General features: G+C 38.8%; 26 protein-coding genes. 12 read left to right on the top strand and 14 right to left on the bottom strand.

From position 1 onward, the window contains the following. Nucleotides 1-62: 62 nt before the first annotated feature. The 4 genes from GXK58_RS24725 to GXK58_RS24710 all read right to left on the bottom strand — a co-directional run bounded on the left by GXK58_RS24725 (nucleotide 63) and on the right by GXK58_RS24710 (nucleotide 3,904). Nucleotides 63-635, bottom strand: coding sequence for a 5' nucleotidase, NT5C type (locus GXK58_RS24725; protein WP_160725832.1), 573 nt, complete (start codon nucleotides 633-635; stop codon nucleotides 63-65). A gap of 255 nt (nucleotides 636-890) precedes the next feature. Continuing rightward, entirely contained in the window at nucleotides 891-1,976 is a 1,086-nt protein-coding gene (gene ribD, locus GXK58_RS24720; protein WP_160725831.1) for a bifunctional diaminohydroxyphosphoribosylaminopyrimidine deaminase/5-amino-6-(5-phosphoribosylamino)uracil reductase RibD, read from the bottom strand. Nucleotides 1,977-2,041: 65 nt separating this feature from the next. After that, the gene (locus GXK58_RS24715; protein WP_160725848.1) at nucleotides 2,042-2,773 is read right to left on the bottom strand and encodes a GTP cyclohydrolase II; all 732 of its coding nucleotides are present in this window, start codon (nucleotides 2,771-2,773) and stop codon (nucleotides 2,042-2,044) included. 33 nt (nucleotides 2,774-2,806) lie between these two features. Further along, on the bottom strand, nucleotides 2,807-3,904 hold the full coding sequence (locus GXK58_RS24710) for an FAD-dependent monooxygenase (protein ID WP_160725830.1): 1,098 nt from the start codon (nucleotides 3,902-3,904) through the stop codon (nucleotides 2,807-2,809). A 214-nt stretch (nucleotides 3,905-4,118) separates the two neighbouring features. Here GXK58_RS24710 and GXK58_RS24705 point away from each other — a divergent pair, with 214 nt between their 5' ends. Together GXK58_RS24705 and GXK58_RS27610 are read left to right on the top strand one after the other, a co-directional pair. Then, nucleotides 4,119-4,442 carry a winged helix-turn-helix transcriptional regulator gene (locus tag GXK58_RS24705; RefSeq protein ID WP_160725829.1) on the top strand — a complete coding sequence of 108 codons (324 nt, stop codon included), beginning with the start codon at nucleotides 4,119-4,121 and terminating at the stop codon, nucleotides 4,440-4,442. 255 nt (nucleotides 4,443-4,697) lie between these two features. After that, a complete protein-coding gene (locus tag GXK58_RS27610; protein WP_160725828.1) occupies nucleotides 4,698-7,082 on the top strand; it encodes a LamG-like jellyroll fold domain-containing protein in 2,385 nt (794 codons plus the stop codon). 88 nt (nucleotides 7,083-7,170) lie between these two features. On the opposite strand, the gene GXK58_RS24695 is transcribed toward GXK58_RS27610, so the two are convergent. Beyond that, on the bottom strand, nucleotides 7,171-8,139 hold the full coding sequence (locus GXK58_RS24695; RefSeq protein WP_160725847.1) for an NAD(P)-dependent alcohol dehydrogenase: 969 nt from the start codon (nucleotides 8,137-8,139) through the stop codon (nucleotides 7,171-7,173). 174 nt (nucleotides 8,140-8,313) lie between these two features. Between GXK58_RS24695 and GXK58_RS24690 the strand changes: the two genes are divergently transcribed. After that, a complete protein-coding gene (locus tag GXK58_RS24690) occupies nucleotides 8,314-8,751 on the top strand; it encodes an SRPBCC domain-containing protein (RefSeq protein WP_160725827.1) in 438 nt (145 codons plus the stop codon). Between the two features lie 78 nt (nucleotides 8,752-8,829). Here the strand turns inward: GXK58_RS24690 and GXK58_RS24685 are convergent, their stop codons facing one another. Beyond that, nucleotides 8,830-9,597, bottom strand: coding sequence for a class I SAM-dependent methyltransferase (locus tag GXK58_RS24685; protein ID WP_160725826.1), 768 nt, complete (start codon nucleotides 9,595-9,597; stop codon nucleotides 8,830-8,832). Nucleotides 9,598-9,722: 125 nt separating this feature from the next. Between GXK58_RS24685 and GXK58_RS24680 the strand changes: the two genes are divergently transcribed. Continuing rightward, the gene (locus GXK58_RS24680) at nucleotides 9,723-10,586 is read left to right on the top strand and encodes a LysR family transcriptional regulator (protein ID WP_160725825.1); all 864 of its coding nucleotides are present in this window, start codon (nucleotides 9,723-9,725) and stop codon (nucleotides 10,584-10,586) included. 29 nt (nucleotides 10,587-10,615) lie between these two features. Here the strand turns inward: GXK58_RS24680 and GXK58_RS24675 are convergent, their stop codons facing one another. Further along, nucleotides 10,616-11,203 (bottom strand): M15 family metallopeptidase, encoded by a 588-nt coding sequence (locus tag GXK58_RS24675; RefSeq protein ID WP_237389773.1) that lies wholly within the window; start codon nucleotides 11,201-11,203, stop codon nucleotides 10,616-10,618. A 290-nt stretch (nucleotides 11,204-11,493) separates the two neighbouring features. Here GXK58_RS24675 and GXK58_RS24670 point away from each other — a divergent pair, with 290 nt between their 5' ends. Together GXK58_RS24670 and GXK58_RS24665 are read left to right on the top strand one after the other, a co-directional pair. After that, nucleotides 11,494-12,738 carry an MFS transporter gene (locus tag GXK58_RS24670; RefSeq protein ID WP_202171447.1) on the top strand — a complete coding sequence of 415 codons (1,245 nt, stop codon included), beginning with the start codon at nucleotides 11,494-11,496 and terminating at the stop codon, nucleotides 12,736-12,738. A gap of 139 nt (nucleotides 12,739-12,877) precedes the next feature. Continuing rightward, entirely contained in the window at nucleotides 12,878-13,525 is a 648-nt protein-coding gene (locus GXK58_RS24665) for a pentapeptide repeat-containing protein (RefSeq protein ID WP_160725824.1), read from the top strand. A gap of 45 nt (nucleotides 13,526-13,570) precedes the next feature. On the opposite strand, the gene GXK58_RS24660 is transcribed toward GXK58_RS24665, so the two are convergent. From GXK58_RS24660 to GXK58_RS24630, 7 genes are all read right to left on the bottom strand, one after another. Then, a complete protein-coding gene (locus GXK58_RS24660; protein WP_160725823.1) occupies nucleotides 13,571-14,131 on the bottom strand; it encodes a hypothetical protein in 561 nt (186 codons plus the stop codon). A 110-nt stretch (nucleotides 14,132-14,241) separates the two neighbouring features. Next, the gene (locus tag GXK58_RS24655) at nucleotides 14,242-14,394 is read right to left on the bottom strand and encodes a hypothetical protein (protein WP_160725822.1); all 153 of its coding nucleotides are present in this window, start codon (nucleotides 14,392-14,394) and stop codon (nucleotides 14,242-14,244) included. Between the two features lie 492 nt (nucleotides 14,395-14,886). Further along, nucleotides 14,887-15,405 carry a DoxX family protein gene (locus tag GXK58_RS24650; protein ID WP_160725821.1) on the bottom strand — a complete coding sequence of 173 codons (519 nt, stop codon included), beginning with the start codon at nucleotides 15,403-15,405 and terminating at the stop codon, nucleotides 14,887-14,889. Between the two features lie 46 nt (nucleotides 15,406-15,451). Further along, a complete protein-coding gene (locus GXK58_RS24645; protein WP_160725820.1) occupies nucleotides 15,452-15,970 on the bottom strand; it encodes a DoxX family protein in 519 nt (172 codons plus the stop codon). A 209-nt stretch (nucleotides 15,971-16,179) separates the two neighbouring features. After that, nucleotides 16,180-17,058: a DMT family transporter gene (locus GXK58_RS24640; RefSeq protein ID WP_160725819.1), complete on the bottom strand. Its 879-nt coding sequence runs from the start codon at nucleotides 17,056-17,058 to the stop codon at nucleotides 16,180-16,182. 109 nt (nucleotides 17,059-17,167) lie between these two features. Continuing rightward, nucleotides 17,168-17,863: a DUF421 domain-containing protein gene (locus tag GXK58_RS24635; protein ID WP_160725818.1), complete on the bottom strand. Its 696-nt coding sequence runs from the start codon at nucleotides 17,861-17,863 to the stop codon at nucleotides 17,168-17,170. A gap of 567 nt (nucleotides 17,864-18,430) precedes the next feature. Beyond that, nucleotides 18,431-19,000 (bottom strand): HAD hydrolase-like protein, encoded by a 570-nt coding sequence (locus GXK58_RS24630; RefSeq protein WP_160725817.1) that lies wholly within the window; start codon nucleotides 18,998-19,000, stop codon nucleotides 18,431-18,433. Between the two features lie 145 nt (nucleotides 19,001-19,145). Here GXK58_RS24630 and GXK58_RS24625 point away from each other — a divergent pair, with 145 nt between their 5' ends. The 6 genes from GXK58_RS24625 (at nucleotide 19,146) to GXK58_RS24600 (ending at nucleotide 24,334) form a co-directional block, all read left to right on the top strand. After that, a complete protein-coding gene (locus tag GXK58_RS24625) occupies nucleotides 19,146-20,687 on the top strand; it encodes a spore germination protein (protein WP_160725816.1) in 1,542 nt (513 codons plus the stop codon). A gap of 5 nt (nucleotides 20,688-20,692) precedes the next feature. Next, nucleotides 20,693-21,799, top strand: coding sequence for a GerAB/ArcD/ProY family transporter (locus GXK58_RS24620; protein WP_160725815.1), 1,107 nt, complete (start codon nucleotides 20,693-20,695; stop codon nucleotides 21,797-21,799). Then, nucleotides 21,774-22,016: a hypothetical protein gene (locus tag GXK58_RS24615; RefSeq protein WP_160725814.1), complete on the top strand. Its 243-nt coding sequence runs from the start codon at nucleotides 21,774-21,776 to the stop codon at nucleotides 22,014-22,016. The genes GXK58_RS24620 and GXK58_RS24615 overlap by 26 nt, the downstream gene beginning before the upstream one ends. Continuing rightward, nucleotides 22,013-23,005, top strand: coding sequence for a Ger(x)C family spore germination C-terminal domain-containing protein (locus tag GXK58_RS24610; RefSeq protein WP_160725813.1), 993 nt, complete (start codon nucleotides 22,013-22,015; stop codon nucleotides 23,003-23,005). Before GXK58_RS24615 ends, GXK58_RS24610 begins: the two co-directional genes overlap by 4 nt. 20 nt (nucleotides 23,006-23,025) lie before the next feature. Beyond that, nucleotides 23,026-23,265: a hypothetical protein gene (locus GXK58_RS24605; protein WP_160725812.1), complete on the top strand. Its 240-nt coding sequence runs from the start codon at nucleotides 23,026-23,028 to the stop codon at nucleotides 23,263-23,265. An 85-nt stretch (nucleotides 23,266-23,350) separates the two neighbouring features. Then, complete coding sequence (locus tag GXK58_RS24600; RefSeq protein WP_160725811.1) at nucleotides 23,351-24,334, top strand: hypothetical protein; 984 nt, start codon at nucleotides 23,351-23,353, stop codon at nucleotides 24,332-24,334. The last annotated feature ends 331 nt before the right edge of the window (nucleotides 24,335-24,665 follow it).

The raw sequence follows: 24,665 nt of genomic DNA, 5'->3' as shown, positions 1-24,665 counted from the left end.
AAGCAAAGTTAGTATATCATAATAATAGGAGAGGCAATAAAAAAGGGGCCTCCTGGCAGTCTTTAATCAGCCAAAACCTTAATAAACTCCTTGTATTCAGGCCAATTAACGATACGAGGCATGTTGATATGCTGATTATATGATTGATCTTTCAGGAAAACTTTGATCGCTTCGTTTGAAAGAGTTCCAAGTATCTCTGGTTTGTCGTCAAAATAATAATCTAAATGTAATTGCTTAATAATATTTACTTTTTCATGGTCCTTCATTCCCCAGAAGAATCGGTCATCGTGAACAGGAAAGCCGTGGTCTAATAGCCACTTTTTCGTGCGTTCACCATGCTCCTGATATCGTGCGGTGATATAAAAGATTTCATGTCCTTGTTTTTCAAGTTCCTGGAGCAGTTCTACGGCCCCTGGGAAGGCAGGGCAATTGGTGTAGTAAACCTCTTCTAAAGTATTTTTCCACATCTGAGAACCTTCTTCAGCGGTCATCCCAAAAGGCTCATGAATTTCGACCTTTTTTAAACTGTTGAAAATATCAAGGCCAATCTCCTGGCCTAATTTTTTATTATAGATGTGGAAGGCATGTTCTCTTAAATTAATTAGTGTATCATCAATATCGAAACCAAATCTCATGTAAGCACCCTCTATAGAAAGACTAATTGAAACTCTTGTTGTTTTCCCTGCAGTAGAAAACTATTGATAAGCAGAATTTTTCGCAGGAGTCCACGTTATCAGCTAAATTCAGCCAGATATCAGCGATTATTAAGCTTTAACAGCGAATTTCAAGTTTTATCAGCGATTTTAAAAATATATCAGCGAATCGAAAAAAGCAAACCTCTTATTAGTGCATGCAGAAAAAAATGGATGGTGACCAGCACCGTCCATTTTTTAAAAAATAGGATATCCAATAAATCTAAAGTCCTTCCCAATTGGCGAAACACGTAGATTTGTTAACTCAACGGCATGACCCATCTCAGCAATTCCCGTACCTTCTAAAAAGGTAGGAGCGCCCTGGCCGCCAACTAGCTTTGGAGCCATATATAGGACCACTTTGTCAACTAACTTCTTTTCAAAAAGAGAAGCATTAAGGGTACCGCCAGCTTCAACTAACACAGAAGATACAAGCTTTTCACCAAGTATCCTCATAACATCTGCCGGGTCTGATTGGCTCGAACCACCGGTCACGAAAACAGGAATCCCACGATCCTCTAACCATTTCCGTTTCTCTCTATCATAATTTTCACTAGTAAAAATCCAAGTCTCCGCTTGTTTATCGGTCAACACCTTGGCATCCAAAGGGATCCGGAGGGACGAGTCCAAGATGACCCGAATGGGATTCCTGCCGTTTGGAATCCTTGCGGTCAATTCAGGATTGTCCTCGATCACCGTATTGACCCCAACAAGAATCGCCATATTTTCACTTCGCAGTTGATGGACATCCCGGCGTGCATCCGGAGAAGTAATCCACTTGCTGCTGGCAGTATGGGTAGCGGTTTTGCCATCGAGTGTGGTCGCGGCTTTTAGAGTGACAAATGGTTTTTTCTCGACAATGAATTTATTGAATACTTCGTTCATTTGGCGGGATTCTTCCTCGCAAACCCCAATCACCACTTCAATGCCAGCGTCTTTAAGAATTTTCACCCCATTCCCAGCTACAACCGGATTTGGATCGAGCGTGGCGATGACTACTTTCTTAACCCCGGCTTCAACCAGTGCTACCGCACAGGGGCCTGTTCGGCCATGGTGAGAACAAGGCTCAAGCGTAACATAAATGGTTGCTCCCTTTGCATGATCGCCGGCCATTCGGAGTGCATGGATTTCGGCATGCGGTTCACCGGCCTTCATATGAGCTCCGACTCCTAAGATTCGATTATCATTGACAATCACAGCGCCAACCAGCGGATTCGGATCTGTTTGACCTTTCATAGCTTGGGCGTTTTTTAAAGCCAATTGCATATAAAATTCATCATTCATAAGGCTTCATTCCTCCTGCCATCACAGGCTCGTGATGGTTCATCCTGTTTCTTACATTCATTACGCTACTCTAAATGACCTGATTTGTTAACCTTTGTTTTTAAGTAGTTCTCATTGTATTCAGAGATATCGCCCCATAAAGGAGTCCGGCCGGAAAGTGGTGCACCTGCATTTTTCAGGGCTTTTAATTTCTTTGGATTGTTTGTAATCAGGGTAACAGGCTTGGATCTTAGTGCTTTAAGAACTTCAATGGCATCTTCATAGTTTCTTGTATCATCTGCAAATCCTAGTCCCTCATTCGCTTCAACAGTATCATATCCATTTTCTTGAAGAATATAGGCAATTGCTTTGCTGAATAAGCCAATTCCTCTGCCTTCGTGATTGGCAAGATAAAATAAAGCACCCGTTCCATGTTCGACTATCATTTTCATAGACTGTCTCAGCTGGTAGCCGCAATCACAACGCTTGCTGCCAAAAATATCACCCGTGTGACAAATGGAATGCATTCTAATTAAGGCATCTTCTCCAAATTCAAAATCACCGTAAACAAGGACACTAGATTGTTGAAGCTCAGCTAGTTTGGCAGAAGATAATTGATTAATCACTTGGTGAAAATCTTCGGTTACAGTTTCGGTCTTCAGCCAGCTGTACCATTTAAATTCAATCGTTTCTCCATATAGATTAACTGGCAATTTAATGGGACCGACAAGATATAGCCCTTCATTTTCTCTTTTAATTAATTTTATTTTATCCTCTAACAAGGAGAGGATATCTCCCTTTAATTGAACTTGTTCCATCATTCATTCCCCAATTCCGTATTATTTTTTTTATTAGGTTAAAGCAGCAATCTTAAAATTGTCTTGAAAGTTTTTTTCTTTTTCCAATTGCTGTATCTGTAATCTCTCGACATCACCACGGCGATGTTCGATTTTTCTTAATTGATTAGCACTCACATCAATTGTGTCCAATGCTTCTATAATAACATCGGCCAAAGCATCAGCATCTAAGAGGGCGCAATTGATCCCGAAAGCACCTGTTGGACTCATCGTGTGGGCAGCATCTCCCATGATAACTACTCCATCCTTCGCCCAAGCTGGAGATTGACTGCTTTGAACCTTTAATAAGATAAAATCATCCCAAGATTGAATATGCTGATGGACAGTATCCATTAATTCCGGAAAGGCCTTAATCACCTGCTCGATAAATGGTGTAAAGGATCTCTTCTTCAATGCTGGAAAGGATTCCTCTTCAATGTTCCAGCCGATTTGAATAAATCCGCCCTCCTGGGTAAATAAAGCCAGCTGTTTACCCTCGACCAATGCATTTTTTATTGTTGGCTCCCAGCCTTGCGGGCTCGGAATTTTTGCCCACAGGAGATCATACCCATGTTTATAGGTTGAAAAGGGAATGTTCGCCAGCTTTCTTACCGTTGAAAAGCGGCCATCGGCACCAACAACGATTTTACTTTTTATCATTAATTCTTGTTCGCCCTTTACGGCTGTCAGCCCCGTCACATACCCATGCTTATTAAACGACAAATGGGTTACTTTTGTCCCCATCAAAAGCTTATAATTATTAAATGGTGTAGATTCGTTGATTAAAACACTTAATAGATTTTTCTGAGGAACATGGATACCGACATGCTGTTCACCAGTTGCTGGTGTAATGGTTTTTATCACACGGCCAAGGTGCCAATATTCGACCCGTTCCATTAAAAGCAGTCCAACTTCTTGTACTTTATTATACAGATTATATTTTTTTAATACTCGTTCTCCATCTTGATTAAGATGTTCGCCGCGAAATTCTTTGTCGATCCCCGTGTGACGTTCGAGCACGATGGTCGAAATACCTTTTTTTGCAAGCAAATATCCCAAAAGCGCGCCGCCTGGACCACCACCGACAATGCAAACATCAGTTTCAAGATTCATATTTGAGGACCACCTTATTTAGATATTGTGTATGTTGATAATTGATAAGTATTTGAGTGTTGTAAGAATGATATTATCCTTTTGAACAAAATAACTTACTTACTTTATGTAACTAATTATATTTTCGAAACTTAGTTGTGTCAAATAAATTTATTATGTATTGTAATTATGTTGTTATTTGTAATATGATTAAATATGAATAGGAGGGGAAACCATGAACCAGTCGGAAATATGTCCTCGATTCGAAAAAGCAATGGGGTTATTGAGCCAGCGCTGGACAGGTCTTGTCATTTATCAGCTCCTTACAGGTTCCAAACGCTTCTGTACTTTAGAATCTTCAATGGGGATAAGCGGGAGAGTTCTTTCGGAGCGTCTTAAAGATCTAGAAACTCAAGGAATCGTTAAACGTGAGGTGTTCCCCGAGACACCAGTTCGGATAGAATATTCCCTAACTGATAAAGGGCAAGCCATAGAGCCTATCATCAGAGAAATAGAAAAGTGGTCTCAAACCTGGATGCCGCAAGAATCGGATGAATAAAATAAAATCATTTTTCGGATGGGTGATAACCATCCTTTTTTTATTGCAAAAATAATCGAAATTTAATACCAAATTTATATTTTATCTATTATAATTAATATCGACATATGCTGATTTACATAAATGTTAATTTGTTATTTATAAATAAATGTTAGCGCTTAATGTTTTTGGGCGGGTTTGTAAAAGGGGGAACATCTGAATTTTTAAGAGTCGAACGATAGAAAGAATGAAAGATTAGTAGAGGAGAGAAAAACGATGGATTTAAAAGTCAAACGTTCAATAATAGCAGTTATGCTGGGGGCATCAATTATTTTGCCTAATTCTGCAATGGCAAAAGTGGCTGCTGAACCTGTAACAGTTGCTGCAGAATCGATGCGTACTTTTTCCAATGTTTCTGTACATGACCCTGATGTCATCAAGGTAAATGATACCTATTACGTATTCGGATCTCATTTAGCTGTGGCAAAGTCGACAGATTTAATGAACTGGGAAAAGGTTGCCGATGGTGTAGCAGATGGGAACAAGGTGATTCCAAATGTAGAGGAGGAACTGAAAGAAACCTTCGATTGGACTCAATCCAAAGATTTATGGGCTCCTGATGTCATTCAATTGCCTGATGGAAAATTCTATATGTACTATGACAACTGTAAAGGGGATTCACCGCGTTCTGCCCTTGGTGTTGCTGTAGCTGACAATGTAGAAGGACCATATAAAGACTTAGGGATTTTTCTAAAGTCTGGAATGTGGGGAGAAATCAGTGAGGATGGAGAAACCATCTATGATGCTACGAGGCAGCCAAATACCGTCGACCCTGATGTCTTTTTCGATAAGGATGGAAATCTGTGGATGGTTTATGGGTCCTTTTCTGGCGGTATCTTTACTTTGAAGCTGGATCCTGCAACTGGAAAGCCTTATTCGGGTCAAGGATATGGGAAAAAGCTGATTGGCGGCAACCATGCCCGAATTGAGGGAGCAAACATGATGTACAGCCAGGAAACTGGGTACTACTATATGCTAATGACATTCGGAGGTCTTGATTCTACTGGTGGTTATAACATTCGTGTGGTTCGTTCCGAAAAGCCGGACGGTCCGTTTTATGACGCCAATGGAAATGATGTGACCAATGTGAAGGGGGCAGAAGGCACGCTTTTTGATGATCGTTCCATTGAACCTTTCGGTGTTAAATTGATGGGTAATTACCAGTTTAAGAGAGAGATTGGCGATCCTGGAACTGGAACGGGCACTGGTTACGTATCACCAGGCGGGACTACAACCTATCATGATGCCAAGACAGGCAAGAATTATTTGATGTTCCATACCCGCTTTCCTAACAAGGGTGAAAACCATGAGGTCCGCGTTCATGAAATGGTGATGAATAAGGATGGATGGCCGGTTGTTGCACCGAATAGATATGCTGGTGAAAATGACAAGAAAGTGAACACTAAGCAAATTGCTGGTGATTATAATTTTGTTAACCATGGTAAAGAAATTACCACAGCTGTTAAAAATTCAACTGTTCTTCATTTGACAGCTGATGGTAAGGTTTCGGGCGCTGCAACTGGGACATGGAATGTAACTAATCAAAATCAGGCGGAACTCACCTTAGATGGGGTAAAGTATAATGGTGTATTCCTGCGTCAATGGGATGAGGCACGACAAAAATATACTATTACCTTTAGTGCTTTATCTAATAAGACCGGTGATAATAAGACCAGCGGAGTTGCTGTTTTCGGAGTCCAAAGAGCAGATTTAAATGACCACCAAGTGGTTGAGGCTGTTCAACAAGATTTAAGTCTCGGGGATACGAGCAGGATCACCTCCAATTTGACGCTTCCTACAGCTGGAACACGTGACACATCGATCTCTTGGAGTTCTTCTGATCCTGAAGCGGTTTCAGCAGCTGGAGTCGTTAAACGCCCGGCTTATGGTGAGGGGAATGCAACTGTTACACTTACTGCGACTATTACCAAGGGTACGGTTAAATCTGTAAAAAGTTTCACGGTTACGGTTCTTGAAAAATCTAAGGATGGACTAGTTGCGGAGTTCAACATGGATGGCGGCATTACCGATTCCACTGGAAACTTTGGTGCAGGAACTGTTATCGGCAGCAAGATTGGTGCCGCTGGAGGAAATATTTCATTTAGTGATGGTATTAACGGCCAGGCTGCAACGTTTGACGGTACATCAGGCATCCAATTGCCAAGTGGTTTAATTACAGGCAATACGTATTCTGTATCATTGTGGGTCAACCCTGATCAACTTACTCAATACACGACCGCATTCTTTGGAGCCAAGGATTCAAATAACTGGGTGAGTCTTGTACCAAAAGGCTGGGATGGAAATACCATGTTATGGTCAACTGGCTCTGCATGGTTTGACGGCAAAACGAACGAACTCATCCCTGCAGGTCAATGGACACATCTAGCCTTCACAGTTAATAATGGAAATGTGGTTGTCTACATTAACGGTGCTGCCAAGTTTAGCGGAACGGGAATATCAGATGTGTTCACAGGTTCAACTGGAGTCTTTGCTTTAGGTGTAAACTGGTGGGATACTCCTTTCAAAGGTAAAATGGATGATTTGAAAGTTTATGAAACGGCTCTTACTCAAGAACAAGTTACTCAACTGGCAAACCAATAAAAATTAGGTATCTTAGAAAGCAGCTGTTAAAAGGCTGCTTTCTTTATATTTATAAGGAGGAGGATTCGATGCAGGAGAAATACGTCCATCACATAGTGATCACAACTTTCCCCTGTGCGCGTCCCTCTTCAAAATATCTAAAGGCTTCGGGCACTTCGTTCAACTTATAACATTTATCGATTATGGGTTTGACCTTACCGCTTTCGACAAGGTCTTTTAGATAAACCAGATCCTTTTGGTTCGCCCGTTGTAAGAAGGTGCCCATCTTCCTGCTCCCGGTCATTGTAACCCAAGGACCTAGTACCATCGCTTGAAACATTTGAGCGCCGGAACCTCCGACATGAACAAAAATTCCATTTTGCTTTAAAACCCGTTTATAGGCAGGGATGGAGTGATGCCCATTTACCCCCAGAATCAGATCATACTTCTCTGTATTTTTAGTAAAGTCTTCCTTCGTATAGTCAATGACACGGTCCACTCCAAATGATTGCAAAACATCTACATTCCTTGTACTGCATACACCTGTTACCTCGACCCCAAACGATTTGGCAATTTGTGCAGCAAACGTTCCAACCCCGCCTGAGGCGCCATTAATTAATACCTTTTGTCCAGGCTGAATCTTGCCTTTATCGCGCAGACTTTGTAAGGCTGTAACACCAGCCATCGGCACAGCGGCAGCTTCCTCAAAAGACAGATTGGCTGGTTTCAATGCTAACGCATTTTCAGGAACGGATACATATTCGGCAAAACCTCCCCAGCCAGAAGCGGAAAGGTCGCCGAATACCTCATCACCAGGATTAAACTGCTGCACATTTTTGCCAACAGCTTCAACCCGGCCGGCCATGTCACCTCCAGGTATAGGGTATTTCGGTTTAAAAAGACCAAAAGCAAATCGGGCTAAGAATGGTTCTCCTTTTAATAGAACAAGATTACCAAAATTTAAAGAGGCTGCATGAATCTTCACGAGAACATGATTGTCTTCCAGGAACGGCTTTTCCACTTCCTTTAATTGCAGAACATCTGGTGAGCCATATTTGTTATAAACAATAGCCTTCATCATTCCACTCCAAACTTCTTGCGGTATTTTAATTGAACTTCCTCATTACTTACTAATTTATCGAGAATGGTAAAATAAAAGAACTAGTAAGTAGACTAAAAGGTGAGGGTAAGTATAAATGGAACCAATAATTCCTAACCTTAGATTAGTAAACAAAAAGGGATGGTGCAGGTTATGAACAATCTTACAAAATTTAAAATCCAAAAGCCGGCTAATGAAGTATTTGAAGCCTTTGTCGATCCGACAAAAATCGGAAATTTCTGGTTCTCATCGAGCTCAGAGAGATGGGAAGAAGGTAAGACTATAACTGTAAGATATGAGGAGTACAATGCTCAAGTGGAAATAGAAGTACTCGAAATCGAGATCAATAAGAAAATCGTTTACCGTTGGGGAGCAAATGGAGAAGGGCACATTGTAACCATAAACTTGAAAAATGCAGACAACGTAAGCACGATTATTGAAGTGGTTGAGGAAGGTTTTAATGAAGAAGAGGAGGATTTCGTAACGCAGTTGATAGATAATAAAGAAGGCTGGGTATTTATGTTGAGCTGTTTAAAAGGATACTTAGAGTTTGGGGTATCAAATTTAAGAGGCGGTTTAGTAAAAGATTAACTCTTATCTTATTGGTGTAGCGAAAAAAATCCAACACATATATGGAAGGATATCTTATATGTATTGGATTTTTTTCTCCTATTCCTTAATTCCAATCACCCGAATTCTTTTATAATCGGCGATCCAACGCCCGTCTTTAAAAAGGACGTCTCTTAAATTGTTTTCCACTTCCCTAAGACAATCGTCTTTTCTATTTTCAGGGATTCCTTCTAGCATACTGCTGCCGAACATTTTAATCCAACTTATTATTACATTATCTCCTTTCAATGGAGTGGGACGGTCAAAGTGCTGGGCAAAGGTCACCCTAAATCCTGTTTGCTCCATTAACGATGAATATTCTGCAATACTCGGAAAAAACCACGGGAATTGGTTCCTTTCATAGGTGTAACCCTCTGAAACTATCTGATTAATCAATCCATCAGAAATGGATTGCACATTCCCCTTTCCGCCAAATTCAGCAATAAATCTACCACCTGGTTTTAGGCTGTTATATATAGATGTTAATGCTTGTGCGGGCTGCTTGATCCAGTGAAGGGCAGCATTAGAAAATACCGCGTCAAACTCATTAGTAAACTTTAACCTTGTCGCATCTTGAACACCGAATTTAATATGAGGGTATTTTCTTCTCGCTTGTTCAATCATTTTATCGGATTTGTCCACACCCGTAATCAATGCCCCAAAATCAGCTAACTGCTTTGTTAAATCTCCTGTTCCACAGCCGAGATCAAGAATCTTTTCCCCTTTTTGAGGATTTAATAATTCAAACAAGCTCTCCCCATACATCGATACAAATGAATATTGAGTATCATATAGACTAGCATTCCAAGTGTCTTTTACATTTTCCATATTACCCACTCCTTAAATTAACTGTTAATTCCTGTTAATTAGATTATAATGGGGATATTGAATAAACGATATTAACAAAAAAGTTAATACTTAATAACTAACTGTTATTGATGAGAGGGTGTTTCATGGATATTAAGTGGTTAAGAACTTTTATTATTTCCGCAAAATATGAAAATTTCAGGGAAGCATCTGAGGAACTTTTTCTGACACAACCTGCGGTTACCAAACACATTAAACGACTAGAAGAAAGCTTAAACATTCAATTGTTTGAAAGAGTCAGTAATAGAGTCGTACTTACACCAGCAGGGCACAAGTTCTTATTCTATGCCAGGGAGCTAATGGAGAAATATGAAAAAGGGATGATAGATTTTGAATCGTGGAAACAAGGGTATGACCGAAAGTTAAGGATTGCTGCTGCACCGCAAATTGCTTCATCTTTTTTACCTGTCTTGTTAAGACAATTTGTGGATGAAAACCCCAGTATAGAAGTGATTATTAATGTGCTGAATTCTTATGATATAGGTAAGGAAATTAGTGAGGGAAGGGCAGATTTAGGCTTAAGCAGAATTTTGCCTGTTCAACCAAACGTAAAGACCGAGACGGTACATCAAGAACCTGTGATTTTCGTTGGACCAAACGAACCTTCCTTAGATGAGCAAAATGTTCTCCAGAAATATAGACTTATCACACATAACCATCCAGACTACTGGGATGAACTTTTACATGAGATGAAGAGACATTATCCATTGGTGAAAACAATGAAAGTCAATCAAATTGAAGTGACAAAACGGTTTATTGAGGCAGGCCTGGGCGTTTCCTATTTACCCCGGACTGTAGTGAGAGAAGAAATTGGACTGGGCAAGCTGCTTGAGATAGAACCGGATAATATCGTCCCGCCAACGTCCTCTACCTATCTATTAACAAAAGTGAATACGGATGAGGTGTTTCTTTTTGCTGAGTTTCTAAAAAAAGAGCTTAAAAACTATTAATTAAAAAAAGCACCACAGATGCGGTGCAATTATTCTTCATTATTAGTCTCGAGATCTGCTGTTAAGGTTGTTCCGGCAGGTCTCTCACCATTCTGTAAATCGGCAATGGTTAATCCAAAATTCATTTCCAGATGCGGATAATCTTTGAATCCCGTCCAATCACCGCCCCATTCAAACCCTAGGGCCTTCGCCATTTGAACAACTTCCGCCCAATCTGCTTTCCCATTTCCATTTCGATCATACCCTCGATCCCAAACGACATCACCTGAAGGGGTTTCTAATGCAAAATCAATGGCCAGCCCATAATTGTGAAAGGACTCGCCTCCTTTTGCATTGGTTACAATCGTTCCCTCGGTTGTACGGCCTTGCGCATAAAGTTTGTCTTGGTCTTCTGCACTGCGAAAACTATCCGTAATCACTACCACAATGCCTTTCTTTGCGGCTTGCTGGATTAATTGATTGCTTCGTTCTTTGACAATCGGATTGAGTTCAGTTGGCAGTGGAACAGACTGATTTTCTGTTGATTCCGTGGAGGGTTTAGTATCCAAATAGAATAGGATGAAGATCAGGACAAGCATTAAGGTAAATATGACACTTCCTATTCGTTTTTTCTTCAAGATAAAAAGTCCTTTCGGATAATTGTTTTATTAAAAAGGAAATTGAAATTTATATATATTTATATGGACTTAAATATAATACCCATTTCTTTATTATAGCTTAAAATAGGGATGAATAAGGCAGCATATAATAGGGATTTGTGGAAATAAATAAAAAATTGCCGTGGAAATATGTTGAATTTTTGCGAAATGAGGAACCAGTGCGCGGGTCTGAATTTTTGTAAAAAATGTTAGATGAAGTAATAAGTAAATGAGTATTGACAGGAAAAGAAGTATAATAGGTGTAGTTTTTGAGAAAAGGGCGTGGATTTAATTTGCTTCAATCAGGTGATTCACTTTTTCGAAAACCACCTTTTAGAAACTATTGGATATCGAGGATTTTAGCATCAACCTCTTTCCAAATGCTCTCAGTTGCTATTGGGTGGCAGATGTATGATTTAACGCATGATCCCTTTAGCTTAGGATTAGTGGGTCTTGCGCAGTTTATTCCTATGGTATTGTTGACCTTTGTAGTCGGCCAGGTTGCAGACCGCTTTGACCGTCGCAGGATTGTCTTTCTATGTCAAATAATCGAAGGCTTAATTGCCGGATTACTCTTATATGGAAACATTGGCGGCTGGCTGGGCCGGGAGCAAATATTAGTTGCTGCGGCTATTCTTGGGACATGCCGGGCATTTGAAGGTCCCACATCGGCAGCTTTATTGCCACAACTGGTACATAAGAATGTCTTGCAGCAGGCTATTTCTTTAGCAACCACTGCTGGGCAGACATCACAAATCTTGGGGCCGATGATTGGCGGGTTACTATTTTCTTTAGGTGCTTCTTATGTATATAGTGCGTCAGCGATTGCACTGATTGTTGGTGCTATTCTAACCTTTATGATCCGTCCTGAACATGAATTCGTTCGGAAATCGGAACCTGTATCATTCCGCTCTGTTTTCTTAGGATTAGAATTTATTTATCGCCATCCAATCATTTTAGGCACGATTTCCCTGGATTTATTTGCCGTTCTGCTTGGCGGTGCAACAGCACTTCTTCCAATCTATGCACAGGATATTTTACATACCGGTCCATGGGGCCTAGGTCTAATGAGGACTGCTCCGGCCGTAGGTGCATTATTAGTGTCACTTATACTAGCTTATTATCCGTTAAAGAACAACATAGGACTTAAATTATTTGGTGCTCTTGCTGTCTTTGGCTTGGCGACCATGCTTTTTGCCATTTCCACCAACTTAATCGTTTCTTTATTTGCCTTACTGCTTATTGGGGGATCGGACGTAATCAGTGTGGTAATAAGATCATCACTTGTCCAGCTGCAAACACCTGATGAGATGCGCGGCCGGGTGAATGCTGTTAATTCTCTGTTTATCGGAACGTCCAATCAGCTTGGAGAGTTTGAGTCAGGAACGATGGCTGGGCTGATGGGAACGGTTCCGGCCGCTTTCATTGGAGGCGTTGGAACGATTATTGTTGCAGGTCTTTGGATGTATTTGTTCCCTTCGTTAAGAAGAATCCGTTCATTGTCAGAGAGCTAAACGTAAAAGAGATTGGGAACCTATCCAATCTCTTTTTACTTACTGGATATTGGCATATTTTTTTCAAAAATAAAAGACTTATTATTTTCAGATGCCTTATGGTAGAGTTACCTATAATAACTAATTAAAGGGTGTTCGTATGACTAAAGGGTTTAAGATAGAGACTCCAAAAATTTCAGCAAACTTAAGTAAAGCGAATTTCAATGATCTTTATTATGAGGAAGAACCTCAATTAATCAATTGTATGGTTACAGGATCAAGGGAAGATGATGTTGAGATTAGTAAACTGATTCTTTCAGGGGTTGTTTTTAAAAATGTAACCTTCCTTAATGCTAAGCTGCCTAGGATTGATATGACAGATGTTGCCTTTGAAAACTGTGATCTGTCCAATGCCTCCTTTAGTGAAGGGATTATACACCGGGTGACCTTTAAGGACTGCAAATTAATGGGTGTGGACTTTTCTGATGCCAACTTGGGGAATGTAACGTTTGATAATTGTTTGGCTAATTTTAGTGAGTTTGTTGATGCACGGTTCAAACAAGTTGCTTTTGTAAAAAGTTCGTTGCAAAGTGCAAACTTTTACGATAGTAAATTGAATAAAGTTAAGTTTACGGAATGCGATTTGAACGAAACTCATTTTGAACAAACTTTGCTGAAAGGAATCGATATTAGTACGTGCCGTTTTGAAAGGCTCAATGTGTCAATTGAAAGTCTGGCCGGCTGTGAAGTTTCCTCAGAACAGGCAATTGGTTTTGCTTCTTTGTTGGGATTAAAAGTGAAAAGCTGATAGATAAAAAAGAACGGTGCCTGCATACTTCGGCATCGTTTTTTATTAGTAATCTTCAGTTCCAATTTGGTTGAGTAGATAAACACCAAATACAGAGTAGACCACCATCAAAAAGAACAATCCCCAATATGTCTTAGTATCTGATTTAACAGGGTGTCGGAAATGATATGGCACAAGGTATACACCTACATAATTAAAAAGCCTTGCGAAAACCCAGTACAGTGAATAGGAATCCCAATAATCCCAGCCATTCTTAAATCTAATAAAACCTGCATAATCCTTGAGGAAGACTTCAATTGTAAAAACTAAAGTAAGCGTTATAAAGAAAAAAGGAAAGGTTTTATCTCTGGGCCTATACCTAATAATAAACAAAGCAAGAAAGCTGAAGCTAATTGCTACCACTGGGAGTACTGCCGGAAGAGGAAGGACAAATCGATAAAAGTCCATCGCATAAAATAACAAACATAATCCAGAAGTAACAATTAAACTAATAATCAGTACCATTCCATATCGATAAACATTTTTCTTAACAATAAAAAAACTACCTAAACCGTTAATAACAAAGGCAAGACATAAAATTGTATAATTTAATCCTGTATAACTCATCAAAATGAACTCCCGCTGCGTAATGTTGATATAGAATAGTCTTGTTCATTGTTGGAAATTAATACTACACAGTTAAAAAATAAACTAAAAGCAGCCTTATTCGGCTGCCTTTAGTCTGGTTGTTCGGTCGACTTGGTTTTTAGTGAAGTTTCAACCATCGCTTCAGCTATTCTTTCTTTTGTGATATCAATATTTTCTTCCGTACGAGTATTCCAGATACTGTACTTCATTTGATTTCCCCCGCTATTGTTTTCGGTTTTCATCAGTGACTTTCACCCCCATTCATATCGTCTCATGAAGGAGGAGAAGTATACCAATAATTTATTCGGGGGCTTTCTAAAAGAGGGGCTACTCTTCTAGTAAGAGGAGAATATTCTCTTTTTAGTAGGTTCTAATCTCGGAAAGCGAGCTTATCCCAAAAATATAATATTTTAATCATGCTTGTTTTTGTTTAATTGCAAAATTAAATTGGCCAAATAAATATTAGGAAATGGTATATCAGCTGTCTTAATAGTGATTCCATTTTCCGTCTCCTCGAGTATCGGCTCCGCCTACGCCAAATACCATGATAGCCACACATGCTATCCCCACTAATATACAGTTTAAAGCATTGATATTAACAAACTGTGTCATATTTGTTATGTACGTATTAATTCTTTATTAAAATAACATTAAGAATTGAAAGTGCTTGCATTGTTGATAGAATAGCAAAAGACGACTCAGGGAGACCTGAATCGTCTTCATTCATATTATCTTTATACAATTGCTTTAGATTTTTCAGCACCAGTATTTTTGTTAGTTGTTTCTCTAATGAAAGGAACCACCCAGCGGTCTAAGCCGATTCTACCTGCATTGTAGCCTGCAGTTAAGATGATGAAACCTAAGAAAATGTCTCTAGGGTTATGAGATACAGTGCCTGCTAGGAAGAAAGAGAAGTTCATTACTAGACCAAAGAACATTGCAGTAGTTGTTAAGCAGCCAAGGATTAGACCTAAACCGATTAAAGTTTCACCAACAGGTACGATCACGTTAAAGATATCAACATTTGGCAAGGCAAAGTGTTTTAGGAAGTCTACATACCATCCAAATACGACTGCACCGTCGGGTCCTTTTACTGGATTGGCGATTGCTCCTTTTAAGAATCCAGAAGCATCAAATCCTCCGCTTGTTAATTTTCCTAAACCTGCAGTAAACCAAGAATAACCAAGATATAAACGTAAGACTGTTAGAATATAAGAAGCGATTTTATTTTCTCTTAAAAAATTATTAAACATAAATGACTCCGCCTTTCAAATTTTGTTTTCTCTTTATGGTTCTAGCCTAAGCTGTTACCTTATGTTTTGTATTACCAGTTTCTTTTTTAGCCATTTTTCTAACGAAAGGAACCACCCAGCGATCTAAGCCGATTCTACCTGCATTGTAGCCTGCAGTTAAGATGATGAATCCTAAGAAGATGTCTCTAGGGTTGTGAGATACAGTGCCTGCTAAGAAGAAAGAGAAGTTCATAACTAGACCAAAGAACATTGCAGTAGTTGTTAAGCAGCCAAGAATTAATCCTAAACCAATTAAAGTTTCACCAACAGGTACGATTACGTTAAAGATATCAACATTTGGCAATGCAAAGTGTTTTAGGAAGTCTACATACCATCCAAATACGACTGCACCGTCTGGTCCTTTTACTGGATTGGCGATTGCTCCTTTTAAGAATCCAGAAGCATCAAATCCGCCGCTAGTTAATTTTCCTAAACCTGCAGTAAACCAAGAGTAACCTAGATATAAACGTAAGACCGTTAGAATATAAGAAGCAATTTTATTCTCTCTTAAAAATTTGTTAAACATAAATGATTCCGCCCTTCAAAATTTTGTTTCTCTTTATGGTTCTACTATATTCCTTTTTCACATAAATAACATGGCGATAGTGATAAGTTCAAAGTTTGTTCGAAATGTTATTACAGAATTTTGAACATCCCTTGAGAAAAAGCAATTAAACCATCAAAGAAGGCACTGGAGTCATTGCTGTATTAGTAAAAAGGCGCAAAAAGACCCCATTACGGAGTGGTAGTGGGGGTCTTGATTTTTAGTTCTAGTCTTTCACTTAAGAAGGTTGAGCCGAGTATTAGAAAACCACCGATCATTTGTATAACCGTCATACTTTCACCCAAGAAAATAGCTGCAATTATAACTGCGGAGATTGGATCAATATAGCTTAAAACCGCAATAGTAGATCCCTTTAGTTCTTGAATAGACGTAAAATATAAAAAATAGGCTAAACCCGTATGAACAATACCGAGAATCAAAATAAAAATAATAGAAGTCGAGTTTAGACCTGCGAACGCCAGATTCCCTTGCCACCCTATATAGGGTAATAATACAATGGCTGCTGCCATTAGTTGTATTAATGTAGTTTCGAAACCAGATAAATTTTTAATAAATTTGTTCATTAGAATAACACTTGCATAAAGTGCTGCTGCTAAAAGGCCATAGGAAATACCCAGTGTATGATTTTGCCCCTGGCCTCCCGGAGTAACAATTAAAAATAAGCCAACCATAGCAGCAAGAATGCAGGCAACTTTGCCACCTGTCAGTTTTTCCTTAAGTACCCAAGGTGCGAGGACCATCACAAAGATGGGAGCAAAATAGTAACTGATTGTTGCGTTAGAAATGGTAGTGTAGCGGTAGGATTCAAATAAGAATATCCAATTAAGGCCAATTGCTCCTCCTGACAATAATAGCAATAATGCATTTTCCTTTAATGCTTTAAAGGATGGTTTATGCTTAACTAGAAAACTAGCACAAAGAAGAAACAAGCTTCCAATAATTCCTCTTAAAAATGCAATTTCACTTGAAGATAATTCTATCTTTTTGACAAAAACCCCAATGCTCCCAAAAATCAGCATGGTAGTAATAAGTCTCACTTTTCCTTTCATGTCGAACCCCCCTAGTCATATTTTATCGAACCATAAAATGCCTATTTTCACAACACCTTTTCAGCCTGTTTTTGATAATATCCGGTTGGCTGCAAGCAAATAACAGCAGCTAGGATTGCTGCTGTTTGTCTAGATATAGATCGATATATAGGTTTCCATTTGTCCCTACGACAGCGTAGGAGATTTCGGACACTACAGTCTTGCGCTTCTTTAGTTCTGCTTGGAGCCATTGTTCGCTGTAGGGGGAGTTTGAAAGATTATCGGATAAAAGCTCTCCTTTGAAAATTAATTCGACTGGACTTTGATGGGAGGCCGGGTTTATTTTTAAATCCTTCCTTGTGATATTTTGGTATTCTGCTTTTTTTAAAACGGATAGGGAACCATTGACTTCTAAGATGGCCCATTCGACTTCCTCGATGTTAAAGACATCTTTACCGCGTAAAGCCTGTTTCAACATATCGATTGAAAAACCTATTTTCTCTAAGGTTTCTTCTAAGATTTTACCCTGTTCAATGAGGGTAGTCGGTTTTCCAGCAATTTTTTCTCGGAAACGCCGGCTTTTCACAGAGAGGATATTTAGGGTATAAATCACGGTTCCCATAATGGCGAAGGCGACAATAAAGTATAGGAATCTAAGTTTATAATTAAAGGCTAGATTTCCCGCTATAGTCCCCATTGTGATTGTTGCAATAAACAGATGATAGGTTTTTTGAAAAATGGTTTGTTTACCGAGGAGATGTAGAAAGAGCCATAATATGATAAAAGCCGTAATGGTTCGAATAATGATTTCGAGAAGATCTGACATCACTTTTCTCCCAAGACATTTAGTTGGGAATAGTTTGTTCTTTTTGGATAAGGTTTATTCTTGTTGTGGAAAAGAGAGGGGGTTTTAAAAGAAGGGTGCACATAGCAGGGATGAAGGGGGAAAATGACAGTATCTGTCCTTCATAGACAGGATGAAGGACAAAATAGGAAACGGTTGGAAGGGAGTGGTCCTTCAGGATCGAGATGAAGGACAAACAAGAAAAGGGCCAATCTGTATCGGTCCTTCATCTCTCAGGGAGGATATCTATTAGACACTTTTATTAAAGGCCATATTCATTCTGTCCAATAGAAACTTTCTAATCGACAAATCTAGTGCAGTCAAAGTCAACACTGTCCAATAGACTCTCTCTATTGGACAATGTTAAAGCGGAAGTTGTTTATTTTGTCCTTTAGACCCGTTCTAGTGGACAATGTTAAAGCGGAAGTTGTTTATTTTGTCCTTTAGACCCGTTCTATTGGACAATGTTAAAGCGGTAGTTGCTTATTTTGTCTTTTAGACCCGTTCTATTGGACAAAAACCAACTAATCCATAAATACATGGAGTCTTCTATAATTGATTATGTACCTTCGGGATAAAATCCGCATACCGATCAATATGAAAATCAGCTGTTATATTTGGATTTTGGAAAGCTACCGTTCTAATGTTTAAACTGCGGGCAGGGATCAAATCTAAATCTCGGTCACCCACAACCAGGTCAATATGACGAGTCTTTAGAATATGTTCATAGGAAGCAGTGTGCGGCTTTCTTGTAAATCCTTGTTCTTCAACAGAAACAACCTCTTGGAAATATTGCAGCAAATTGAATTTCTCTAGCAGCATTAAGGTAGATTCTTTATCACGATGAGTGACAATCACATTTTCATCCACCGAAGATAAGACCTCTTCAATATGTTCAAAAGGCAGGCTGTTCACGGAATGCAAATTATATAACCGCTTATATTCCTCACGCAGCTCTTCAGAGATTCCATAATGCTTAAAGGCCGTTTTTGAATCTTTTTTAAGCCACCTTAATACCTCGTCCCGATCCAAGTCTTGTTTACTTAAACTAACAAACCCTTCCACAAGTGCTGGATATGTATCAAAAAGGGTGCCATCAAAATCCCATAGTACATTCATCTGTAAATCCCTCTTTCTTATAAAGTTTTCACTTCTCTTATCCTATAGAAAAATTCGACTATATTCAATTATTCCAAACCTTTCCTTACATACATAAATACCCCTGAATTTGGGAAACTATTTAAAAATTAGGAGGTGGTTCGTAATGAAAAAGACGATAATAAACATGCTTTTAAAAAAACTCAATACGGAACCACATGTGAAGGAAAAATCGAATCAAAATGAAATTGACTTAAAGAGTCAGGATATAAGCAGGAATTTTGAGCACAACTTAGAGGTTTTTAAATCAATTTTTAGTGTACCGAAAAATACAGATGTTAAGGTACGTGAGTTTACCGTCAGGGCCTTACACCGGCGGGCCTTTATTATTTATCTAAGTACCATGGTTGATATCCAAAATATTCAAGAAGGCATCGTTGAGAAATTAATCAGAACTGAGCAGCCTTCAGGAAGAATCCAGGATATTGTCTCGTATCCTGTTCAAAAAACGATTACCAACATTGGCCAAATTACAGAATTTATAACGGGTGGCATCACGGCTCTATTTATCGATGGTGATGAAGCATGCTATTTATTTGAAACAACAAAAACGCGCGGCAGGGGAATTGAGAAATCTGAAAATGAAGTAATTGTCAAAGGGGCAAAGGAAGCTTTTAACGAAAAGGTAATTGATAATATCGCCTTAATACGTAAAAAGATAAAAAATGAAAACCTGATTGTTGAATCTCAGGTAGTTTCCAAGCGGTCAAGGAATGATGTCTTTCTTATTTATCAAAAAGACTTAGCCAGCGATGAACTGCTTAACAACATAAAGGATAAATTATCAGCCCTTGATACGGACAGAATATTGGATTTAAGTATTTTAGAACAATACTTAGAGGAACGGCCTAGGTCCCTATTTCCGACTATCTTGTACACAGAGCGTCCCGACCGGGCAGCCTCCTTTATTGAAGAAGGCCATATTGTTTTATTGATGTCAAACTCCCCAAGCAGCCTAATCTTGCCGGCTACCTTTTGGGCCATGATCCATTCACCTGAGGACCACTACCTTAGGACTCCATATGGTAATTTCATTCGGGTTTTAAGATTAATGGCAATGTTTGTTGCCGCATTTGCCTCCTCCTTTTATATAGCCATTACCAATTATCATGTGGGGATGATCCCTCCTGACTTATTAATGGCGATTGCGGGGACCAGGGAACGTGTTCCTTTTCCCTCCATTGTTGAAATTTTAATGATGGAAATTGCTTTTGAGTTAATAAGAGAGGCGGGCTTGCGTGTTCCCTCACCCATTGGTCCTACAATTGGGATTGTCGGTGCGTTAATTCTAGGGCAGGCGGCTGTTCAAGCTAATGTCATCAGTCCGATTGTTATCATTGTTATTGCCCTAAGCGGACTAAGCTCCTTTATTATTAGTGACACCAGCCTTAATTTTGCTATCCGTATCAGCCGCTTTTTATTTATTTTTGCTGCAGGGACCATGGGGATCTATGGGGCAACGTCTTTATTTATTTTAGGTTTATTTTATCTGGCCTCATTAAAATCTTTTGGTACTCCTTACTTTGCACCGATGACACCGCAATTCTTTTCATCCAAGGATTTAATTATCAGGCATGTTCCCTTTAAAGAAAGGTTTCGCCCCGGCTATTTAAAGCCAAAGGATGCCGTTAAACAAAGAAAGGGATAAGATATATGGACCAGAATCAAACAAAATTAGGTGTTCGCGAATATGTAGCCATGGGGATTTTAATGGTTGGAGCGAAAGCAACCGAGGATACTCCCGCGATTCTTTTTCAAGAAGCACAAAATGCATCATGGATGATTCCTCTCCTGTCAGCAGCGATGTTTTTGATCCCATTCTATTTATTGTTAAAAACTGTTTCACTGTATCAGGGAAAGGATTTATTTTTTGTCATTCGAAAACTGCTTGGTAAATACATGGGTATGGCTGTATGCCTTCTAATATTCTTAATAAGTTCTTTTGCCATATCATTTGATTCGAGAACCTATACCAACATTATTCGCTCATATTATTTTCCAACCACCCCGGTTGTAGTGATTTATGCCATGTTGATGGCCATATGTGGTTACGGTGCCAAAAAAGGCCTTCAGCATATCGGTTCGGTTTCTTATTTGGTTGTCTTCTATTCCGTCCTTTCTTTATACATTGCCTTATTGTTAAGTACCCAGGATGGGTCAATTCGGGCAATGTTTCCTATTTTGGGGTCAGGACCAGTAAATATATTGAAAGGCAGTGTTCACGGGTTAACACTTTTTGCAGACTTCTTCCTATTTACGACGATCATTCCTTTCGTTAAATCTGGAAAGGATTTTCGTAAAGGGACATGGATTGCATTTGTCTACATTGCTATCGAACTAAGTGCAATTATATTGGTTTATATCTGTATGTTTGAAACATCGTTAGATACAATACACTTTCCTTTTCATACGCTCATTCGGTATATCTCACTGGGCAGTTATCTGCCAAATGTAGAAATTATCTTTTTTGTCATATGGTTACTGTCGGCATTTATTCGATTTACAGTGTTTCTATATATTAATGCGATGATGTTTGGCTTTGTTTTTAAAATTAAAGATTTTGAATACCTAATTCCGTCCTTAGCAACGCTTTATCTGTTAATTGGAACCATTCCGGAGTCCACCCTAGTGGTCGAACAATTCAAAATGGTTATTTCCGGAGCAGGAGGCCTCGTATTTACCGTATTTTCAGTCATGCTTTGGTTAGTCGCAATGTTAAGAGGAGAATTTAAACATGCAAAAAATAAGAATCATATGTAAAGGGATGTTATGTCTAGTTTTGGTGTGTATTTTAACGGGCTGTTGGGATCGTGAAGAACTTGAAGATCGGTCCTATGTAATTGGTCTCGGATTAGACCCTTCCAAACATAAAGGGAAAATCAGTGTAACAATGCTCCTTGCTAACCCCGAAGTTGGCAGTATGCAGGCGGCGGAGGTTCAACTGAAAAACCACGGGAAATTATTACCTTCGATGTGAATGACTTTATCGCGGCCAAAGGAACTGCAAATTCTATTATCTCTCGGAATATAACTTATGAATTTTTAAAAATAATTGTTGTCTCCGAAAAATATGCGAAGGACATAGATTTTGTCACGACCATCACAGATGCACAAAAAGATAAGGAAATCCGGATGAATACTTATCTAGCGGTTTCAAAAGAAAAAGCAAGTGACTATTTTGTAGAGAATAAACCGAAGATGGAAACGAGACCTCATAAGTACTTTCAGTATATGGTTGATCATGGAATTGAAAATGGTCTAATCCCTGATTCTACACTCTTTCGGTATTTTAAAACATTAGATAGGGGATCAGATCTCTACTTAGCAATGTATACAACAGCTATAAAGGCAAAGAATCGTAAAATTAAAAGTGAGGATGAGTACACGCCAGGCGAGGTGAATGCCAGCGGAGAGCTAGATGATACCCAATTTATAGGTGCCGCGGTCTTTAAAAAGGGTTTGATGATAAATACACTTACAGGTCAGGAAACTCGAATTGTTAATGTCCTGGATGACACAACTAACATCAAAGATATATTAATTGATATCCCAAATCCTTTTTCAAACAAAGAGAGGCAGTTCGCTGTAAGAATAATGAAAAATGAAAGTAATAAGGTGAAAATGAACTTAAAGGGTGTTAGGCCAAAAATAAAGATTACGATTCCTTTAAAAGTAGAAATTATGACTAACCCTTCCATGGCTAATTATGATTCAAAAAAAAATAGGCAGATTGTAAAAAAACAAGTTATTAGTTATATCAAAGAAATGAATGAAAAATTACTTAAAAAGGCACAGACGAAATTAAAAGGTGTGCCCTATCCGTTATCCGTGTATGCACGTCCTTATTTTTTAACAATACAGGAATTTAATAAATTTAATTGGGGGAAGGCATTCTTACGTGCCGAAATTATTGTAACACCGGAAGTAGAGATTATTGATTATGGAAAGCAAACTAGACAGCAGTAGAGGTGGGAGGCTAGAATGCTATGGACTTACGTGGTATTGCTTATGATTATAGTTTATACATTTGGTTTTGGGATTACCTTATGGAAGGAAAAACAGAAATTAGGTGCATTTGGTGTTTTTTTTCTTTGCCTCACAATTATCGCTCTCCATCTCTTTACAATGATTTATTAGATGTCTTTATTAAAAATGACCGACTTCCTAAAAGGGAACTCGGTCATTTTTTTTGGAACTTAAATCGAAAGAAAGGCTTTATTTTGTAACAAAAGGTTGTGTAGTAAGTCTAATTAAATGATTAAGTGATATATTGAAATTAGAAGAATGGTATCAATAGGAGGTGTTTGGTTCATGATTGGCGGAATCGTAATTGCGGGTATCATAGTAGGGGGTCTAACGGCAGGAGTGATTACACTTGCAGTCAAAAGTAAACCCAAATTATCCAAAGAAAATATCCCTGAAAAGCTAGGTATACTTGATGATGTCCCGATCGAGCCCGTACTTAATAAATTACATGCTGCATTAGGTGATGAATATCTCCATCAAGTAAAGCAACGCTTCCTTCAGGAAAATCCAAAACTTACGGAAGATGTGTTTGAATGGCGGCTTTTTGAGTTAAAACGCTACTTCATATTATCCAATATATTAAAGAAAACTCCCATGTTCAGCCATGAAGTGGATGAAGTATGGCATACAATGATTCTTTTTACACAAAAATATCAAACCTTTTCCGAACGGTTTCTTGGACAAATGCTTCACCATACACCGAACACGAATCCCAAACCGGCACCACAAGAACGGGCATTTTTTGACTGGGCATTTTCGCAGTTGTTTCAAATCACCCAGTTTAGTTGGAAGTCGTGGGGGAGTTTTTTCAATCATCCACTCGATTCAAGAATCTTAAAGGACTTTAAAGAAAGTCCTAATGAAGTTCTCATAGAAAGATATTTTAAGGTAAATGAGGATAATAAGGAGCTAATTGAATACCTTGTTTCAAAGATGAAAAAACAAGTAAGTGAAGCAGAAGAAATCTATCAAGTTGATAAAAAAGGGAAATTTACCCGAATAGGAAACTATGGAGAAATGACCTCACTCTCCCTAGTAATGATCTTTTTCTCTTACTATTATTTTGATGAGTATTGGAAATATGCAAAAATCTATGCCTTTACGAATCCCGGCCATTACACAAGCGGTTGCACAACCGCTGTTTTTTGCGGAACGTCGTCTTCCGATCAATCAGGGGATAATGGCGGGGGGAACGGACACTCAGGCTGCTCAGGCTCAAACTGCTCGGGCTCAAGTTGTTCAAGCTGTGGCAGCGGTTGTTCATCATAAATTTACCAAGATATTTAGTGTAAATTGTTTACGATTCAAACAGGCAGAACGCACTTTATTTTAATGAGGTGATGAATGCCTGTTTTTTTGTGCCTTCCTGAGTCTTATTAATTGATTATTTCTATAATTATCCATATAATTAATTGAAAAAAGAACATTCGTTCGGGTGGTGTTGAAATGGCTAAAGCGAAAAAATCACGTTATATAGTGGAACTCGATATGCATTTAGAATCATTTCAATTTACTATATTAGAAATCAGATTTGAAATTGCCCGCCAGATCTACAATGCTTGCAAGAGGAAAATGTTAGAAAATATTTCTCTTATGAGAG

Origin of the sequence: Bacillus sp. USDA818B3_A (genome assembly GCF_009928415.1) — a bacterium.
Taxonomy (GTDB): Bacteria; Bacillota; Bacilli; order Bacillales; family Cytobacillaceae; genus Neobacillus.
The sequence above is the reverse complement of the archived record's forward strand: the minus strand, read 5'-3'. Positions and strand labels throughout refer to the sequence as shown.

Bases quoted from the DNA above. Each gene is read 5' to 3' on its own strand.
- GXK58_RS24725 (WP_160725832.1), bottom strand. From the start codon at position 635: ATGAGATTTGGTTTCGATATTGATGATACACTAATTAATTTAAGAGAA.
- ribD (WP_160725831.1), bottom strand. From the start codon at position 1,976: ATGAATGATGAATTTTATATGCAATTGGCTTTAAAAAACGCCCAAGCT.
- GXK58_RS24715 (WP_160725848.1), bottom strand. From the start codon at position 2,773: ATGGAACAAGTTCAATTAAAGGGAGATATCCTCTCCTTGTTAGAGGAT.
- GXK58_RS24710 (WP_160725830.1), bottom strand. From the start codon at position 3,904: ATGAATCTTGAAACTGATGTTTGCATTGTCGGTGGTGGTCCAGGCGGC.
- GXK58_RS24705 (WP_160725829.1), top strand. From the start codon at position 4,119: ATGAACCAGTCGGAAATATGTCCTCGATTCGAAAAAGCAATGGGGTTA.
- GXK58_RS27610 (WP_160725828.1), top strand. From the start codon at position 4,698: ATGGATTTAAAAGTCAAACGTTCAATAATAGCAGTTATGCTGGGGGCA.
- GXK58_RS24695 (WP_160725847.1), bottom strand. From the start codon at position 8,139: ATGAAGGCTATTGTTTATAACAAATATGGCTCACCAGATGTTCTGCAA.
- GXK58_RS24690 (WP_160725827.1), top strand. From the start codon at position 8,314: ATGAACAATCTTACAAAATTTAAAATCCAAAAGCCGGCTAATGAAGTA.
- GXK58_RS24685 (WP_160725826.1), bottom strand. From the start codon at position 9,597: ATGGAAAATGTAAAAGACACTTGGAATGCTAGTCTATATGATACTCAA.
- GXK58_RS24680 (WP_160725825.1), top strand. From the start codon at position 9,723: ATGGATATTAAGTGGTTAAGAACTTTTATTATTTCCGCAAAATATGAA.
- GXK58_RS24665 (WP_160725824.1), top strand. From the start codon at position 12,878: ATGACTAAAGGGTTTAAGATAGAGACTCCAAAAATTTCAGCAAACTTA.
- GXK58_RS24660 (WP_160725823.1), bottom strand. From the start codon at position 14,131: ATGAGTTATACAGGATTAAATTATACAATTTTATGTCTTGCCTTTGTT.
- GXK58_RS24655 (WP_160725822.1), bottom strand. From the start codon at position 14,394: ATGAAAACCGAAAACAATAGCGGGGGAAATCAAATGAAGTACAGTATC.
- GXK58_RS24650 (WP_160725821.1), bottom strand. From the start codon at position 15,405: ATGTTTAATAATTTTTTAAGAGAAAATAAAATCGCTTCTTATATTCTA.
- GXK58_RS24645 (WP_160725820.1), bottom strand. From the start codon at position 15,970: ATGTTTAACAAATTTTTAAGAGAGAATAAAATTGCTTCTTATATTCTA.
- GXK58_RS24640 (WP_160725819.1), bottom strand. From the start codon at position 17,058: ATGAAAGGAAAAGTGAGACTTATTACTACCATGCTGATTTTTGGGAGC.
- GXK58_RS24635 (WP_160725818.1), bottom strand. From the start codon at position 17,863: ATGTCAGATCTTCTCGAAATCATTATTCGAACCATTACGGCTTTTATC.
- GXK58_RS24630 (WP_160725817.1), bottom strand. From the start codon at position 19,000: ATGAATGTACTATGGGATTTTGATGGCACCCTTTTTGATACATATCCA.
- GXK58_RS24625 (WP_160725816.1), top strand. From the start codon at position 19,146: ATGAAAAAGACGATAATAAACATGCTTTTAAAAAAACTCAATACGGAA.
- GXK58_RS24620 (WP_160725815.1), top strand. From the start codon at position 20,693: ATGGACCAGAATCAAACAAAATTAGGTGTTCGCGAATATGTAGCCATG.
- GXK58_RS24615 (WP_160725814.1), top strand. From the start codon at position 21,774: ATGCAAAAAATAAGAATCATATGTAAAGGGATGTTATGTCTAGTTTTG.
- GXK58_RS24605 (WP_160725812.1), top strand. From the start codon at position 23,026: ATGGACTTACGTGGTATTGCTTATGATTATAGTTTATACATTTGGTTT.
- GXK58_RS24600 (WP_160725811.1), top strand. From the start codon at position 23,351: ATGATTGGCGGAATCGTAATTGCGGGTATCATAGTAGGGGGTCTAACG.